This is a genomic window from Methylobacterium nonmethylotrophicum (assembly GCF_004745635.1).
Lineage (GTDB): Bacteria > Pseudomonadota > Alphaproteobacteria > Rhizobiales > Beijerinckiaceae > Methylobacterium > Methylobacterium nonmethylotrophicum.
Genome location: NZ_SRLB01000001.1, coordinates 525,916 through 542,675, shown reverse-complemented (window position 1 = coordinate 542,675; position 16,760 = coordinate 525,916). Strand labels below are relative to the sequence as shown.

General features: G+C 70.1%; 12 protein-coding genes. 7 read left to right on the top strand and 5 right to left on the bottom strand.

Features of this window, described 5'->3' with window-relative positions; genetic code table 11:
* Positions 1-148: 148 nt before the first annotated feature.
* Entirely contained in the window at positions 149-3,313 is a 3,165-nt protein-coding gene (locus EU555_RS02545) for a PAS domain S-box protein (RefSeq protein ID WP_135412853.1), read from the top strand.
* Positions 3,314-3,316: 3 nt separating this feature from the next.
* Here the strand turns inward: EU555_RS02545 and EU555_RS02540 are convergent, their stop codons facing one another.
* The gene (locus tag EU555_RS02540) at positions 3,317-4,009 is read right to left on the bottom strand and encodes a DNA-binding protein (RefSeq protein WP_167858414.1); all 693 of its coding nucleotides are present in this window, start codon (positions 4,007-4,009) and stop codon (positions 3,317-3,319) included.
* Between the two features lie 387 nt (positions 4,010-4,396).
* Here EU555_RS02540 and EU555_RS02535 point away from each other — a divergent pair, with 387 nt between their 5' ends.
* On the top strand, positions 4,397-5,005 hold the full coding sequence (locus EU555_RS02535) for a toll/interleukin-1 receptor domain-containing protein (RefSeq protein WP_245524092.1): 609 nt from the start codon (positions 4,397-4,399) through the stop codon (positions 5,003-5,005).
* A gap of 283 nt (positions 5,006-5,288) precedes the next feature.
* Here the strand turns inward: EU555_RS02535 and EU555_RS02530 are convergent, their stop codons facing one another.
* The 4 genes from EU555_RS02530 to EU555_RS02515 all read right to left on the bottom strand — a co-directional run bounded on the left by EU555_RS02530 (position 5,289) and on the right by EU555_RS02515 (position 11,360).
* On the bottom strand, positions 5,289-6,086 hold the full coding sequence (locus EU555_RS02530) for a DUF3800 domain-containing protein (protein WP_135412851.1): 798 nt from the start codon (positions 6,084-6,086) through the stop codon (positions 5,289-5,291).
* A gap of 64 nt (positions 6,087-6,150) precedes the next feature.
* Positions 6,151-7,425: a PD-(D/E)XK nuclease domain-containing protein gene (locus tag EU555_RS02525; protein WP_135412850.1), complete on the bottom strand. Its 1,275-nt coding sequence runs from the start codon at positions 7,423-7,425 to the stop codon at positions 6,151-6,153.
* A complete protein-coding gene (locus tag EU555_RS02520; RefSeq protein ID WP_135412849.1) occupies positions 7,413-9,689 on the bottom strand; it encodes an argonaute/piwi family protein in 2,277 nt (758 codons plus the stop codon). The genes EU555_RS02525 and EU555_RS02520 overlap by 13 nt, the downstream gene beginning before the upstream one ends.
* 237 nt (positions 9,690-9,926) lie before the next feature.
* A complete protein-coding gene (locus EU555_RS02515) occupies positions 9,927-11,360 on the bottom strand; it encodes a hypothetical protein (RefSeq protein ID WP_135412848.1) in 1,434 nt (477 codons plus the stop codon).
* A 616-nt stretch (positions 11,361-11,976) separates the two neighbouring features.
* Between EU555_RS02515 and EU555_RS02510 the strand changes: the two genes are divergently transcribed.
* The 5 genes from EU555_RS02510 (at position 11,977) to EU555_RS02490 (ending at position 16,710) form a co-directional block, all read left to right on the top strand.
* Entirely contained in the window at positions 11,977-12,531 is a 555-nt protein-coding gene (locus tag EU555_RS02510) for a metallophosphoesterase (protein ID WP_135412847.1), read from the top strand.
* 271 nt (positions 12,532-12,802) lie between these two features.
* Complete coding sequence (locus EU555_RS02505; RefSeq protein ID WP_135412846.1) at positions 12,803-13,135, top strand: hypothetical protein; 333 nt, start codon at positions 12,803-12,805, stop codon at positions 13,133-13,135.
* A gap of 179 nt (positions 13,136-13,314) precedes the next feature.
* Positions 13,315-15,348, top strand: a complete 2,034-nt coding sequence (locus EU555_RS02500) for an AAA family ATPase (protein ID WP_135412845.1) — start codon at positions 13,315-13,317, stop codon at positions 15,346-15,348.
* Positions 15,341-15,547: a hypothetical protein gene (locus EU555_RS02495; RefSeq protein ID WP_135412844.1), complete on the top strand. Its 207-nt coding sequence runs from the start codon at positions 15,341-15,343 to the stop codon at positions 15,545-15,547. Before EU555_RS02500 ends, EU555_RS02495 begins: the two co-directional genes overlap by 8 nt.
* A 554-nt stretch (positions 15,548-16,101) precedes the next feature.
* Positions 16,102-16,710 carry a hypothetical protein gene (locus tag EU555_RS02490; RefSeq protein WP_135412843.1) on the top strand — a complete coding sequence of 203 codons (609 nt, stop codon included), beginning with the start codon at positions 16,102-16,104 and terminating at the stop codon, positions 16,708-16,710.
* Positions 16,711-16,760 lie beyond the last annotated feature (50 nt).

Genomic DNA, 16,760 nt, shown 5'->3' with positions numbered 1-16,760 from the left:
TTCACCGCCAACCAAGGGCGCAGGCCTCCGGCAATTACCGGTGCGAAGCCGCCGCGCCCTTGCGGGTAGCTCATGACGGAGCCAACCGGACGTACTAAGTGGGACCTTCCAACGATCTCCTGCCGACCCTATTCCGAGAGGACCGAGCTTGGCCGACACGCAGGCCGAAGTGTTCCGCGCAACCCTGCTAGCTGGCGGCGAATGCGGACGGCTCATTGCCTCGCGCGACTGGTCCGTCACCTCGCTCGGGCCAATCGAGACCTGGCCGCAGAGCCTTCGAACCGCGACCTCGATCCTGCTCCGTTCACCGGTACCCATGGTGATGCTGTGGGCCGAGGACGGGGTGATGCTCTACAACGACGCCTACTCCGTCTTCGCGGGCGGGCGGCACCCGCAGCTGCTGGGCTCCAAGGTCCGGGAGGGTTGGCCCGAGGTCGCCGACTTCAACGACAACGTCATGCGCGTCGGGCTCAGTGGCGGCACGCTCTCCTACACGGACCAGGAGCTCACTCTTTATCGGCACGGCCGCCCCGAGCAGGTCTGGATGGACCTCGACTACTCGCCGGTGCTCGACGAGGGCGGCCAGCCGGCGGGCGTCCTGTGCGTCCTGGCGGAGACGACCGAGCGCGTCGCGAGCGAGCGCGGGCTGAGGGAGAGCGAGGCGCGCCTCGCCGCGATCTTCGCCGCCGCGACGGTGGGACTGTCCGAAGCCGGGCCGGATGGCCGCTTCCTGAAGGTCAACGAGGAGCTCTGCCGCATCCTCGGACGCACGCCGGACGAGCTCCTTCGTCTGGGCATCGCCGAGGTCACGCATCCCGAGGACGTGACGCGGAGCCATGACGCGGTCGAGCAGGCCGCGAGGACAGGTAAGGCCGCATCGCTGGACAAGCGCTACCTGAGGCCGGATGGGGCGACCGCCTGGGCCAACAGCCGGGTCACCCGCCTGCCGGATGCCGACGGGCGGCCCGGCAACCTGCTCGTGGTGACCGTCGACCTCACGGAACGCCATGCTGCCGAGGAGCGCCTGCGGGCCAGCGAGGAGTTCAACCGACGCATCCTCGCGAGCTCGGCCGACTGCATCAAGGTGCTCGATCTCGACGGCCGCCTGGAGTTCATGAGCGAGGGCGGCATGTGCGCGATGGAGGTCGAAGACTTCGGCCTCATCCGCGGCGGCTACTGGCCCGGGTTCTGGCAGGGCGAGGAACGGGACCGGGCCGAGGCGGCGGTCGAGACGGCCAGGCGCGGCGGCACCGGCCGATTCCAAGGCTTCTGCCTCACCCTGAAGGGTACGCCGCGCTGGTGGGACGTGATCGTCAACGCGGTCGGCGGCCGTGACGGCCGACCGGAGAAGCTCCTGGCGGTCTCGCGGGACATCACCGCGACCCGCGAGGCCGAGGAGCGCGTGCGCGAGAGCGAGGCACGCTTCCGGCTCATGGCCGACGCCGTTCCGCAGATCGTCTGGATCACCGACGCGGAGGGGCGTGCCGAGTTCTTCAACAAGCAGTGGTCAGACTACACCGGCGTCCCCTATGAGCCGACGACGGCCTCGGAGGTGGCGGCTACGCACGTCCATCCGGACGACGCCGAAGCCACGATGGTGGCGTTCGAGGAGGCCAGGCGGTCAGGCGGCACGTTCCTCGTCGAGCACCGCATCCGCTCGGCCTCCGGCGCCTTCCGCTGGTTCCTGGTCCGCGCCGAGCCCTACCGCGACCCGGCCACGGGCGAGGTCGTGCGCTGGTTCGGGGCCTCGGTCGACATCCACGACCGCAAGCAGGCCGAGGAGGCGCTGCTGGCGCTCAACGCCGACCTCGAACGGCAGGTGGTCGAACGCTCCCGCGAGCGCGGCCTGATCTGGCAGCACAGCCTCGACATGCTGTCCGTCATCGACATGGGCTCCGGCACCTTCGACGCGGTGAACCCGGCCTGGACGGCGGCGCTCGGATGGTCGGCGGGCGAGATGGAGAGCCGCCCGTACAGCGACTTCGTGCATCCGGAGGACGTCACCGCGAGCGACGCCGCCTTCGCGCAGGTACGGCAGGGCAACCCGGTGCTGCGCTTCGAAAACCGCTACCGCACGAAGGACGGCGGCTGGCGCTGGCTGTCATGGGCGGCCGTGCCCGAGGGCGGCAAGCTTTACTCGATCACCCGCGACGTCACCGAGGAGAAGGGGCGCCGGGTTGAGCTCGAAGCCGCCCAGGAGGCGCTACGCCAGAGCCAGAAGATGGAGGCGATGGGCCAGCTTACGGGCGGCGTTGCGCATGACTTCAACAACCTGCTGACGCCCATCGTCGGCTCGCTCGACATGCTCCAGCGCCGCGGCCTTGGCGGCGAGCGCGAGCAGCGCCTGATCGCCGGCGCGATGCAGTCGGCCGAGCGCGCCAAGACGCTGGTGCAGCGGCTGCTCGCCTTCGCGCGCCGGCAGCCGCTGCAATCGGTTCCCGTCGACGTCGCGAAGCTGGTCGCCGGGATGGGTGATCTCGTGGCGAGCACGACGGGGCCGCAGATCAAGGTCGTGGTCGACGCGCCCGAGACGTTGCCGCCCGCGCTGGCCGATCCGAACCAGTTGGAGATGGCGCTGCTGAACCTGAGCGTGAACGCGCGGGACGCCATGCCCGAGGGCGGCACGCTGCGCATCTCGGCCAGCGCCGAGACGGTCGGGCCCCGCCACCGTGCGAAGCTTCGGCCGGGCGGCTACGTCCGGCTGTCGGTCGCCGACACCGGGGCGGGCATGGACGAGGCCACGCTCAGGCGCGCCGTCGAGCCCTTCTTCTCGACCAAGGGCGTGGGCAAGGGCACGGGCCTGGGCCTCTCGATGGTGCACGGCCTCGCCTCGCAGCTGGGCGGCGCGTTGACCATCCAGAGCAAGCCCGGGCTCGGCACGAACGTCGAGCTGTGGCTGCCGCACAGCGCCACGGCCCCTGTGGCTGCGGAACCCGCGGCGGAGATGTCCGAGGCGCCGCTGACGCGCGGCACCGCGCTGCTGGTCGACGACGAGGAGCTGGTGCGCATGAGCACGGCGGACATGCTGGTGGAGCTCGGCTACGCGGTCATCGAGGCGGCGTCTGGCGAGGAAGCCATGCGGCTGGTCGAGGGCGGGAGGCACTTCGACCTGCTGGTGACCGACCACCTCATGCCCGGCATCACCGGGACCGACCTCGCCCGCACGGTCCAGGGCCTGCGACCGGACGTGCCGGTTCTCCTGGTTTCGGGCTACGCCGAGAGCGAAGGGGTCGAGGCCGACTTGCCGCGGCTGACGAAGCCGTTCCGCAAGGACGAGCTCGCGTCGAGCCTCGCCCAATTGGCGCACGCCTGACCTTCAGCCTGCCCTGCGGGCGTATCGGCCCTCGTCGCGCGGCTCGAAGTAGCGACCGTGGAAGACGCGGACGTCCATTTTCTTCTTGAGCGTGCCCGGCGTGAGGGGCTCCTTGTGCAGGGTGGCGCCGCGCAGCGTCACGGCCCTGAGCTCCGGCAGGATCTCGGTCGGCGTCAGCGGGCCGCGCTCGGTCAGGAGTTCGGCTATCTCCTGCATCACGCGGTCCCAGAACTCCTCGGCCCGGAAGCGGTCGAGCTGGTTCTCGACCTTGGCGAGCCTGGCCTGGACGCGGGCGGCCTCGTTCTCGGCGGCCTTGGCCCGGACGGCGAGCGCGGCGTTTTCCGCCTGCAGGGTCTCGACCATCCCGAGCAGGTGTTCGCGGTCCTGCTTGTCGTCGGCGGCCGTGGCCTCGGCGGCCTCGCGCTCGCGGGAGAAGGCCTGGGTGGCCTCTCGCTTGGCCTGCTTCCAGAGGTCCGTGGCGAGGGCGAGGCCGGCGGCTTTCATCGCCTTCGACATGTCGGTCGGTTCGAGCTTGGGGTCGTAGCCGCGCTTCTTGCGCCAGGCGCGCAGGTGCTTGCAGACCTCGCGCGGGGAGCCGCCGGTGGGGAGGGCCTCGCGCATCTTGCGCAGGCTCGGGCGCTCGCCCTTGGCGAGCAGGGCGTCGGCGACGAGGAAGACGGTGAACTCGGACGGCATGGGCGCTCCCCTGGGTGCGGGAAGCATGACCGAGGGAGGTTAAGCGGGCGCTGCGGGCGGGCCCCGCGGGAGCGCGGAAGCGCGACTCCGCGGGCAGGTAGCGGGTAGCGCTACCCGCTACCCTGTGCGCGAGCGGTTCGTACGGCGTGGCCGGTTCCCATCGTCCGGGTCGAAGACCTGGGCGGGCCGAAGACCTGGGCGAGCGGAACAAAACGGGGCCATAGGACTTGAGTCCCGAACTTGGCCGCCGCGTTCGAGGGGGCTGCCGTGACCGTGAAACCAGCGACGGGGACCGCGAAGGCGAAGCCGCCCGGCAGGAGGGCGACACCGGCCGCGCGTGCCTCGGCGCCCCCCGAGGCAGCGGAGCCGAAGCCCAGGAAGGCGAAGGTGCGGATCTTCGTCTCGTACTGCCACGCGAACGCGGTCCAGCAGGCGAAGCTTCAGGTCCACCTCGCCCAGTTGAAGCGCGACGAGGTCGAGGCCTGGTTCGACGGCGAGATGGAAGCCGGGGACAAGCTGAACACCGAGATCTCGCGCAAGCTGCGCGCGGCGGACATCTTCGTCGCGCTGATGAGCCCGGAGTACATCGCCAGTCGCTGGTGCCAGATGGAGTACAAGCGGGCCATGGGCCGGCGGGCCAGGGGCTTCATGCGGGTCGTCGTCGTCGTCGTCCGGCCCTGCGCCTGGAAGGATACCGGGGCATCCGACCTCAAGGTTCTTCCGCGCGACGGCCGGCCGGTGAGCGACTGGCGGTCGATGGACCATGCCTTCGCGGACGTGGCCGAGGGCATCAAGGGGACCGTCAAGGCCGTGCGGGCCAGGCCTCCGGGAACGGCCCCGTCCCGGCCCGCCGAGACGACGCGATCCGCTGCCGCGCCCGCGCCCAAGAAGCGGCCCGCTCCCGCCAAGGGCGGCCGGAAGGCCCCGGCGAAGGTGGGTGCCGGCGCGACGACGGCCAAGGGCAAGCGTCTGGCGCGGAGCCGCGCGGCCGGGTAGGACCGGATCGGGGGCCTGGCGCCCCGACTTGAAGGGCGGCTACCTCTCCGAACCGCAGGGCTTCCCATGCGGTATTCGAGGCTGGACCGGGCAGCCCTCCCGCAAGTCAGCACGCACCCTGGGAGGGGCGCATCGCCGACCGTGACGGAGGCCGCCTCGTGCAGGGATGCCCGCTTGACATTCGCATGGCCCGAACTAATTCTCCTCTCCGAGGCCGCAAGCCTCTTAGGCTCACCGCATGGGGGCCGCGACAAGCCGAGGCATCGCCTCGGTTTTTTCGTTTCTAGTCGAAGCAGTAGTATTTCACGCCGATCTTCCGGCCCTCGCCCGGGAAGGCGAAGTCGGCGATCCGGGCGTGATCCCGGATGTGCCTGTAGAGGTCGAACTTCTTGTCATACCCGTTCCTGGCCATCGCGTAGACGTAGCTGTCCGCGATCTGCAGCAGCGGGAACGCCTTCGGCTTGTACTGGATGCGGCCCAGGATTGCGGCGAACTCCTCCTTCGGCATCGGCTCGTACTTGCCGCTGGTTCCCTGGTCGAAGGCGAGCCCGTTCTCCTTCAGGTTCTCGAAGTATCCGACCACGGTCCTGTTGAAGCTGGGATCGGCCTCGAACACGACGTGCAGCTTCCGGTCCTCCCTCTTCGCGATCTTCGCGGCCCGTTCGAGGGTGATGTCGAAGGCGCTCCTGCACAGCAGCCAGCGGTCGTTGCCGTGCTTCTCCAGGTAGCCGCGCGCGAGGTAGCGGGGCCGGTCGATGACGCAGCCGAGGCCGATCACGGGCGCGCCGACCAGTACGTCCTTCCAATCGGACCAGAACGCGTCGCGCTCGGCCTGGCTGCGTCGCTCAAGCCACGCGAACGCCTTCTTCTCGGAGCGCATGTCCGTCAGGTGGGCCGGGCCCTTCAGCTTCCATCTCGCGGCGAAGTCCTCGACGAGGCCGCGGGCCGCGTCGTTGTCCTCGCCGCGCACCAGCACGCCGCCGAACGCGAACCAGTCGCGTCCCTCGCGGCCTGTGTCGGGGCGCTTGTCCGGATGGCGGTTGCCGGTCTCGTCGAGGTAGAGGGTGTAGGGGCGGTTCATGTCCAGGCAATGGCTTACGGATCGTCGCTTGCCAAGCCGGTCGGACGTCCCCGGGCTGCGGGGATCAGGAGCGCCGGCGCGCCGGCTTCGGCGCCGATGCCGGCGCGCCCGTGGCGGCGCCCTTCTTGCGCCGCCGGGGCGACGAGGGGGTCGCCGCCGGATCCATCTTGCCGGGACGGGGCATCACGACGGCATCGTGGACCATCGGCATGACCCTCAGCCCCTGGAGCAGGGTCGCGTGCTGTTCGACCCGACGGGAATCGTCCCATATGAACGGGATCAGCACGTCCCATCGACCGTCCTGCCCGTAGAGGGTGTGATCCGCGGCGATCTCCTCCAGGATGTCCGCGAAGCTCTTGCCGGCCCTGATGAACTTGACCTCGACCACGAGCCGCAGGCTCGGGATGGTCAGGTCCATGCGGGGGTTCTTGTGCCCGACCGGCGCGGCGTACTCCTCGGCTCGGAGGTCGGGGAATAGCGGCGCCAGCACCGCCCAGAGCAGGTTCTGGACGTGGTACTCGTTCTCGACGTGCCATTTGACCGCGGTCGAGTTCGGTGTCCGGGGACGGTCCTCCCATGTCCAGGATTGGAACGAGCGGACGATGCCTTCCAGCACGCGCACCACGTCCTGGGGCTCCAGGCGCCCGAGCCGCGCCGGCATGTTGCGGTCGCACAAGGCGTCGAACGCCCGGAGCGCGAGCGGCGCCCGGGCGGGACCGCCATCCCCGGGCACGTACCGCATGGCGGCGCGCCAGGCAGGCGGTCCGCTTGCCTCGTCCAAGGGCATCAGCGCGAGATCGGCGAGGGCCACCCGCACTTCGGGCATCATCACCGACAGGTCGGGCCGGCCCGGCGCACCCATGACATGTGCCGCCGCCGCCACCAGGGACCGGTTGAGCGGCGACAACGTCTTCATCCCGGCGCTTTTCACGGCGAGCTCGGCGAGCGGGGGTAGGAGTGCGTCGTCACATCCGCGCGATCCGAGCGCCACGCCCAGCATGGAGACCCCGTCGACCTCCAGCGTCGCCTCCCGCAGCGGACGATGCCATGGCCGTTCGGCGATCCACCGGATGCCGTCCGCGAGGACGGGTGCCAAGGCGTCGGGCAATCGCCGGGCCGCGGCCGCGTAACCGAGCGTCGCGACATGCCGGGCCGACCGCTCCCCGGGCTTGCCGAACGCCTCCGCCGCCCGGGAGGCGAGGCCGGCGAGCGGATCGTGGTCGTCGAGGACGAACGAGCGGAACGCCAGCAAGAGCGGCGCGTCGCCGTTCACCGCGCAAGCCGCGACGAGACCGGCCCGAACGGCGGCGACGGTCGGCCCGTCGCTCACAGGAACCACGGTCGCCTCATGACGCGGCTGCCGGCGACCGCATCGCGGTCCCAGCCCGGGGTGCGTTCGAGCCCGGCAAGCTGCCGCGCGATCTGGTCGGCGTATCCCAGGGTGACGGGCAGCCGCGCCGGCATGAAGGTCCGCCAGGAATGGCAGGCGAAGTCCGAGACCTGACGGCTCAATGCCTCCATGTCGGAGTAGGTCGAGCGTCGATGCAGGCGCAGCAGGATCGGGTCAGGCAGACCCTGCCGGCTGCCCTTGACCTCCTTTCGGCCGGTCAGCGTCACCAACCACTCGCGGTCGCCCAACGCGATGGTTTGGCCTCGCTCGGGCGCGAGCGGGGCCTTGTGGTCCTTCTCCGCTTCGAGGTCGAAGACCGTGAACGGATGGTCCTCGACGACATGCAGGAACGCGAAATCCATCCGCGAGAGGCCGAGCCCCTTCACCGCCTCGACGACGGCGTCCGCGCTCTCGCGGCCCAATTGGGTGAATGCATGGAAGATCAAACGGACAGGATCGTCGGGTCGCCACCTTTCCTCGCTCCGGACCCGCCGGATCGCGTCGACGACCACGGTCCTGAGCGCGTCGGGCAAGCCTTCGTAGCCGACCGACGCGGTCCTGCTGTCGAGAACGAACTCGCCCTGCGCCGTGAACATCGTCGCGATGCCCACGACCCGTTGGCCCGCTCCGCGTCGTCCTTGCTTCTCCACGTGGGAGCCCAGGCCGAAGACGAACTCGTGGGCATCCCCTCGCGACGCCGGCAGGAGCCAAGGTCGCCCCCCGAGCTTCGCGTAGACCCCGAGCGCCACGTTCGCCAGGGCCATGGCGTAGGGCAGGTCTTCCATCGCCAAGGTCTCGGTGGAGAGCGCCTGGACGACGGTGCCCTGCTTGAGGAATGCCGCCTTGCCCATCCAGTAGGGGCTATCCTCGTAGGGACGCTCCTTCCACTCGCGGGACACCTGCAGGAGCGCCAGGTCCCATTGCTCGTCCCGGTCGGACGCGTCGGCAATCGCCGCCCGGGCCGCTTCCGCGTAGTCCTCCCCCCTGTCGCCGGCGGCGGGGAAATAGCCGACCTGAGGCTCGTCGAGGCGGAACCGGCCTACCAAGCCGGTCGGATGCGGGGCCAGCGGGCTCGTGCCCTGGCTGCGCACGTCGGGGAGACCGTACAGGAAGCCCTCCACGATCCCCGCGATATTCCTGCGGAAGGCGGGTTCGAAGACGACCGCGATCCTCAACTTCTTCAGCGGGAAGCTCTCGCGGTCGTAGGGGCCCGTCTCGTCCAGTTCCCTCTGCGCCCAACGGTTCTCCCTCATGCCGCCCGGGCTGAACGACAGCTTCGGCTTGGGGAAGACGTCGACGTCCGGGAAGCCGGCTCCCTTCACCGACTGGTCGAGCAGGGCGCCGAGTTCCATCGGCACGCCATCCGCGAGGGTCAGACCCTCGCAGCGCCTCAGCCAGGCGATGGTTTTCCCGACCGTGTCGCGCGTGACGCCGCCGCCGTGCCACTTGGCCTCGATGTCGGCCAGCGCCTTCAGGACGTCCGAAGCTCGCCCCTGGGTCAGCGCCGCGACCACGGCGGCGAAGTTCGCGCGCGACGGTTCGAGGTAGAGCTCGCCGTCCGGGACGGTTCCCGAACCGTCGCCATGATCCTCCAGCGTCAGGGTTCCGTCGTCGTCGACGGAAAGGATGCGGCCGGCGTAACCCAGGCGGTCGGCGAGCTTGGGATCCGCGACCTCCTGCAGGGTCGATACCGCCTTGCCGGCCAGCGGCACCCCGATCTCGCGGAGTTCCGAGACGGGGGCGTCGATGAAGGTCCTCAGGCGATGCGAGCAAGTCAGCACGACCTGGACGACGCCGCGCGAAACCAGGGTCCGGACGTCGAACTCCAGCACGAGCCGCCTCTTCAGCCATTCCGGCAGGCCGAGTTCCGGTGGAAGAACGTTCTCGGTTCCCACCCCTCCCGCCTCGACGACGAGCGGGCGTCGCCGGGTGATGCGGTAACCCCTGTCGGCACGTGTCATCACTTCCCGCAGCACGGCCTCCCGGGCGAGACCCGCAACCAGGTTGGGGTGATCCGCAGCCCTCAGCGCTTGTCTCGCCGCGGGGAGGTCGGCGTCGGGGACGAGCGGCACGACCGCCAACTCGTTCTCCATCCGGAGCGCGTGGACGTCCTGAGGGTCCCGGTCCAGGAGCCGGTAGAGCGTGTCCCGGTCATAGGGGACCATCGCCGCCGGGATGGTGCCGGCGGGGATGACGATGCGGACCGCGTTCAACGCGAGGCGGGGTTCGCGCCTCGCTCCTGCTCGGAATGCCATGCTCGACCATAGGCCACGGCCCCGGTGCGTGGACGGCCCGAGCGCGACCGCGCGCGGGCCGTCCACAGCCGAAACGTCCGCCGGGCGGCGCAGCCCGGCATGCCCCGCAACGCCCTGGCCGGGTTGGCGAAAGACACGCGATTCGCTCGACGCTGGGGGATCCGCCGAAAAATTGGAAGTGCGCCGGCCTCGATGTCACCGCCGCATGCGCGCCCTGAACTCCAGCTTCCGGCGGCGCAGGCCGGTGGCCGACTTCATGAGGAACGCGTCGAGCGCCTCGCACCGCCTCCCCGCCTCGGCCCCGAGGAGACCCGCGACCGAGGGCTCGGCATCGGCGTAGAGCAGTGCCGCGAACCTCGCCCGCACGGTCCTCGACACGACGCCGGCATCGTCCTCGGCGTCCCGCGGCAGCACCGTCGGCTCCGGGATCTCGGCGAAGGAGCGCCAGATGCCGAACGCGGTTCGGCCGTCGTCGACCAGGAGCAACCGGCAGGTCTCGGGCGTCACCGGCAGGTGCCGGCGCCCCGAGAGGCGCTCCTCGTCCCCGGGCTCCCACTCGGCGACCACCTGCTCGTGGAAGGCCCTGAACTCCTCGCAATCGTACCGGTCCGGCGCTGCCGCCTCGAAGAACAGGCAGCCCTCGGCGAGGCGGTCGACGTCACCGGGGGTCGGGTAGGCGCCGAACCGAAGGAACCGGGCATAGCCGGCCTTGTCCCAGGCATCGCCCTCGGCGGCCGGACCGGGCTCCCCGACGTAGGTCACTGGGTCCAGCGTGAAGACCATCCTCAGGCCGCCACGTCGGTCCGGGTCCGCGACCACCCCGAGACCTACTTCCTGGCAGATCGCGCCATGCGTGCGGCCCAACGGCGTCAGCTTGGGGCGGGCGAAGAACAGCACGTTCTCCTCGCCGTCCTCCCATTCACCCCGGAACAAGGTCGCCTCGGCGTGCGCCACCATCCGGGTCAGCAGCGGGATCACCGGCGTGTTGCCGCCGTCGTGCATGGAAGCGGCCGGTCCGTGGAAGACCATCTCGCCGGACGCGCGGTCGAACCCGAGTTCCAGCCTCCGCGCCTCGGCCAGGAACCGGGCGAGCTCGAACCGGCGACCGGGGTTCGCGAGATGGTCCGCGATCCGGTTGATGTCACCGGCGAGCTCCGCGTTCGGTTCGAGGTCGGGCTCGGCGCGGAACGGCTCCAGGAAGACACCGACCGCCTCCGCCAGTTCGGCGAGCAACGCCCCTTCGTCGACGGCGTGCCCCTTTTGACGGGCGTGGCGCGCGATGGCCTTCACGTGGTCGACATGGGCGCCGATGCCGGTGGCCAGCCGCTTCGTGACCTCGGCCCCGGCCATCTCCGGGTCGGTCAGGTAGAACCGGCCCGTCGCGCTCGACTGGCTCGCGCGCCCCGCCCCCACGAGCACCTTGGTCGGCTGCAGCCCGAAGCGCCGCAACATCGACGTCACGGTGCGCGTCGCCGCCAGCGCCTGTTCCCGGGACAGCTTGCGCGGCCCCTTCCAGCCGCTCTTCGGCTTCGTCATCTCGGCGGCGAAGGCCAGGACGGCGGCCGGGCCGGTGCTCTCCAGGGCGCGGTGCATCATCGCCTTCACGGTCAGGTTGGCGTCGTCCGTCATGGTCGGTCTCTCCATCGGATAGGAGACAGGAGCATGCGGTCCGACGCCGCCGACCGCATTAAGAGCATGCCATACGCCACGGAAAGCCAATTGGCTTAAGCGTCCTGCCGCATTTGGCATAGCGAGGCCTGGATCAGGTGCCCCGGACCCGATCATCCCCGTATCGGCCCGAGCGACCTCATGCGGGCCATGCCATGCCGACCCCGGCCTGGCTCCGAAACCGCCTCGCAGCCGGTTCACTTTCGGCACCCCACCGTGACCGCCTATCCGTGGGCGATGCGCGCCTGGCGCTTCCTGCGTCTCGTCCGCCTTCAGACCGGTCATCCCGACCATGGCGGCCTGGACATCGTTTGAACCCCGGAGCGCTCATCCGTCGTGCCGGCGGTACCGGGCGGCGCTACCCGCTACCCTATCTCCCGGTCGCGTTTCGGACCCTGGTCCGGCGTGGCGGGACGGCCCTGTGGATCCCGGCGCTCCGGGCTTGCGCCCGCACGGCGGCCGCGACACGGTCGGGGCCCATCAGGAGACACCGCCATGAAACCCGCGAGCGAGCACCCCACGGACTGACCCCCGGAGAGCCGCCGCGTGCCGAGCCTCCGCATACCGCGAGGCTCCGGTGCCACACAGAATCCTTTGGTCGAGCGACCATCATTTCGGGCACAAGGCCCTGCTCGACGAGCGGATGTCCGTCCGCCGCCCGTTCGCCTCCATCGAGGAACACGACGAGGCGCTGATCGCGAACTGGAACGCGGCCGTGCGCCCCGAGGACACCGTTTGGCACCTCGGCGACTTCTGTTACCGCTGCAGCGAGGACTACGCCCGCTCCGTCTTCGCCCGTCTCCGGGGACGCAAGCGCTTCCTCGTACGCGGGAACCATGACCGCATCTCGGTGCGCCTGCCGTGGGACGGCATCGTGGACGTCGCCAGGGTGGTCGTACCCGGTCCGGACGGGCTCCCCCAGGGGATCTGGCTGAGCCATTACGCCCATCGTGTATGGCCCCGCATGTACCGCGGCGACCTGCATTTCTTCGGGCACTCGCACGGCACCCTGCCGGGCACCGCCGCCAGCACCGACGTCGGCGTTGACTGCTTCGACTTCCGGCCCGTCACCATCGACGTGATCCGCGCCCGCCTGGCCGGGAACGCCCGGGACGCGTCGGGGACGCCATGACCGCTTCCGCGGGAGCCCGGGTCCTGCACGGACGCATCCCGGCCAGGCGCGTGGATTGCTGAGGACCGATTGGCAGCTTGACGCCCGCGTCGTTGGTTGCCAGTTTGTTCCAACCCTGGGCGGCCAGCCGTCCCACAGAGAGACCGTCTTGTCCCATCCCCTGCGCCTCATACGGACAGCGCCGCCGGCTACCCGCCGGACCCCGCTTTCCCTCCACGCCCTGCAGGGAGCCTGACCGGCACGGACGTCCGGCGGCCCCGAGAGAGGCTGCATGACCGACGTCATCACCGAGCATGCCCGCGCCGACGCCCGCCGCGCGCTTTCCCCGTTGCTCGCCGCTCCTCCGCCCGAGACCCAAGACCCCGCCCGTTACGTAGGTGAAATCTTCAAGCGCCTGTGCGGCTGCCAGACGACTTTTGACGAGGTCGCCTTCACCCGCATCGCCCGGGCGGTACTCGTCTCCTTGGGAAAGGCCGCGCTGGAGGAGTCCGAGCGGCAGGCGCGGCGCATCCGGGAGCGCTCGAAGCCGTCCCCGCATGACATTCGGGTCACCGCGCCACGGCAGGTCGACTTGGACACTTGGGACCCTGGCGAGCGGGACTGACCCGACCCGCACGTTGCCCGAGGAGCATGGCATGACCGAAAGCATGAAACGGATATCGCGCCGCGCCGGCTGCCTTCAGGTCTGCCCGGCCATCCGCCCCTTCATCCGATCCAGGACACCCCCACGGGCCTGACCGGCGCGCACGGACGCGCGCGGCGGCCCGATGACGGAGGCCCGCCGTGAACCATAACGCCACTTCCGCCCCCACGCTCCTCGAACTTGCCCTGCGTGTCGCCGGCCGGACCGAGGAAGAGGGCTGCCCCGACATCGAAGTCGAGCCGGCATCCCCGGCATCGCCCGAGGAGGAGCACGCTGCCTTCCTCGATACGAACCCGGTCCCGCGGCTGCTCGCCGCCGCGATGCTGATGGAGGCGCTGGCGGTGCGCGACCGGGCCGCCATCCGCTCACGCAACGGCATCGCCTTGGTCGTCGAGGTCGCCCATACCGACATGATCGCGCCGGTCGCCGAGGCTGTCCGTACCGCCGGTGTCTTCTCGGACGTCCTGCAGCGCTCCGGAAGCAGCAGGACGCAAGATCGACCCGACAACGGGGCCGAGAAGGTCGTCAACCTGCTCGGCAACGGCGCCAACATCGCGGGGATCTCGCAAGCTCCCGCACGCTACCTGCCCTCGACCCTGACAGGCTCCGCCGACATCCGCCTGAGCCTGGGCGCCCCCAGTTCCGCCGCGGTCCAGACGGTCGTGGCGCTGGTCACCGGCCGCCGAGCTCGGAAGTTGCCACCGCTGGCCGGCCTGACCTTCCTGGACATCTGCTCGGCGATCCGCCGCAACTCGACGCCCGGTGCCTGCGCGAGGCGGCTCCGAGCCATCGCGGATGCCAGGCGGGCCGTCGTCGCGACGAACGACGCCCCGCCCCTGGAACGGACGCACGGTTACGGCGAGGCGAGGGAATGGGGCCTCGCCCTCGCGGCCGCGGTCGAGGACTGGCGCGCGAAGGGCATTCCCTGGTCCGAGGCCGTCAAGGGCGACCGCGCGGTCGTGCTGGCGGGCCCGCCCGGGACCGGCAAGAGCAGCTATGCCGTCAGTTTGGCCAAGAGCCTGAAGCTTCCGTTGCATATTGCCAGTGCGTCGGCATGGCTCGGAAGTAATTCCGGATACCTTGGCGACGTTATCCGGGCTATCACGACGACGTTCCAGGAGGCATCGGCCAACGGACCTGCCGTGTTGTTCATCGACGAGATCGACGGCGTCCCGTCACGTGAGAATTTGGACAGCCGGAATAGGGATTTTTTCAGCCCCATTGTCGGCTGTCTGTTGCAGGAAATCGAGTCCGCGGCGTCGTCCAGCGTCAACCTGATCTTGGTCGCGGCGACGAACCACCCGGACAGGCTCGACCCGGCGCTGGTGCGTCCGGGCCGTCTCAACCGCGTCCTCAGGATCGGGCTGCCGGATGCGGAGGCCATCGTCGGCATCATCGGCCAGCATCTCGGGGACGATGCGCCGACCGGTGCCGACCTGACGCCGCTCGGCATTCTCGGCATCGGCGCCACCGGTGCCGATGTCGCCAGATGGGCCCGAAGCGCCCGGGCCGCGGCCCAGGCTGCCGGTCGCCCGGTCGCGATGGACGACCTCGTCCGCCAGGTGTGCCCGCCCGAGACACGCCCGCCCGAGACCGTCAGGGCCATCGCCCGCCACGAAGCCGGGCATTCCGTCATCGGCGAAGTCACCGGCTCCTTGACGCTCGACGTGGTCACCATCGTCGAGCGCGGCGCCTTCGCCGGCAGGACGAGCTTGCGCCTGCGCAATCCCACCATGATGACGGCCGCGCAGGTCGACGCCCTCGCGGTGACCCAACTCGCCGGCAGGGCGGCCGACGAGGTCTGGGGCGAACCGACGTCCGGCGCCGGCGGCGGGCGGGAGAGCGACCTCGCGGTCGCGACCGGATTGCTCGCCTCGAAGGTGGCCTCCTGGGGCCTGTCGGGTTCCCTCCTGTACCGTGGCGACCATTCGGAGGTGCAGGCGCTCCTCCGGACCGACGGCGCGTTCCTCGACGAGGTCCGGCACGATCTCGACCGCGTCTATGCCAAGGCCCTTCGTCTGGTCAGGGAGAACATGGACCGGATCGAGCGCGTCGCCGACTGCCTCGTCGAGCGCCGCGTCCTCGGCGGGGACGAGGTCCGCGCCATCATCGCGGATACCCCGGTCACGCCTCCCGACGGGGCGACGGTTGGCGAGGGAGGCTCCCATGCGTGATGATGTCGACGCCCGCATCGCGGAGGTCGTCATGAACCTCGTCCGCCTCTCGCGCCTCCTGCCGCCCGACGACATGAGCGACCTGCTCGGAGCAGTCTCCGTCGAGGTCGAGACCGGCCTGGAACTCGTCGAGGAACGCCGACTGGCCCGTCGGGCGGACGCCAACGTCGTGACCTTCCCGGGGCCTCGTCGCCCGTGACGGGGCATTCGAAGCCTCGGCCACGTTGTCCACAGGCTTTCCGGCGACGGATTGGGGCCAGGGTTTTTGTTAACTTCTCGTCAGCCTGGGCGGTGACAGGATCCATCACCGCCGCCAATCGACCCACCGGCCAGAACCTGGCCCTAACCGGAGGAGGCTTCCCATGCACAGCATAACCGCCAAGCTTCCCCGGTCCGTCGGTGCCCGCGTGGCGGGGAACTCCCGAATACGGACCTGACCCGGAGCGCCGTAACCAGGCGCCCGACCCTTCGCGAAAACCCGAAGGCGCGCCCCATCCCGGGGCGTCGTGTCTCGCCCTTTTCCCGGGAGGCTTCCCCGATGTTCAATCGCCAATCCCTCCTCGCCGACCTCTGCGCCGGCCGTCCGACCCTGTTCTCGGCACCCGCCCTCGTCGCCTCCAAAGGGTGACAGGCTAGTCCCGGCCAAAGGGGGACACGGGAACGGCCGCGCAAGCGGCTCCCGATCTCGTCGGCATCGACTATCCCTGGACGGACCCCGCCAGGAAGCCCCGCTCGCGCAAGCGGGGTGCCTCGGTGGGTAACCTGCCCGATCCGGTCCGGCGCCGGACGCACGGCTTCGACAGCGAGTCCGAGCGCACCGTCATCACGGTCCTCGCCTCGTTCTCGACGGTCCGGGCGATCCACGAGCAGGTGAAGGTCAGCTACCGGCGCAACGGTATCCTGCACGTCTACTTCATGGATGTCGTCGTCGAGCACCGCTGCGGCCACCGCAAGGCTTACGCGGTCAAGAGCAATGCGGAAGCGGCGCTCAAGGACGACACCGCGGGCAAGCTGCGGCTCATCTGCGAGCAGGACACCACCGGGTTCGCCGATGACTACAGGCTGGTGACCTTCGAAGGTCTCGACCCGGCGTCGGTCCAGAACGCCGGCCTGATCGCGCGCTGCGGCGCCGAGCAGGACCGCGAGGCTTGGGAGGCGGTCCGCGCGATCCTCCCGGGCTTGCCCGGGACCGTCACCGCCGCCGGCCTCGGCAAGGCGTCGGGGTACGGCGTCAGGGGGATGCGGGCGGCCTTCGCCCTCATCCCGGCCGGGCATCTCCGGAACCCGCCGGGCGAGCGCCTCCACATGGACACGCCCTTAACCAACGGGTCGAGCCTAATCGGCACTAACCACGCCGCTTAACAAGCCCTGCAGCTCCCGCCGGGAAGATGTCCTTCGAGGACACCTCCCGG

What these genes read in the sequence shown, in the direction of transcription:
- EU555_RS02540 (WP_167858414.1), bottom strand. Translation starts at nt 4,009, where the DNA reads ATGCCGTCCGAGTTCACCGTCTTCCTCGTCGCCGACGCCCTGCTCGCC.
- EU555_RS02530 (WP_135412851.1), bottom strand. Translation starts at nt 6,086, where the DNA reads ATGAACCGCCCCTACACCCTCTACCTCGACGAGACCGGCAACCGCCAT.
- EU555_RS02515 (WP_135412848.1), bottom strand. Translation starts at nt 11,360, where the DNA reads ATGACGGACGACGCCAACCTGACCGTGAAGGCGATGATGCACCGCGCC.
- EU555_RS02505 (WP_135412846.1), top strand. Translation starts at nt 12,803, where the DNA reads ATGACCGACGTCATCACCGAGCATGCCCGCGCCGACGCCCGCCGCGCG.
- EU555_RS02495 (WP_135412844.1), top strand. Translation starts at nt 15,341, where the DNA reads ATGCGTGATGATGTCGACGCCCGCATCGCGGAGGTCGTCATGAACCTC.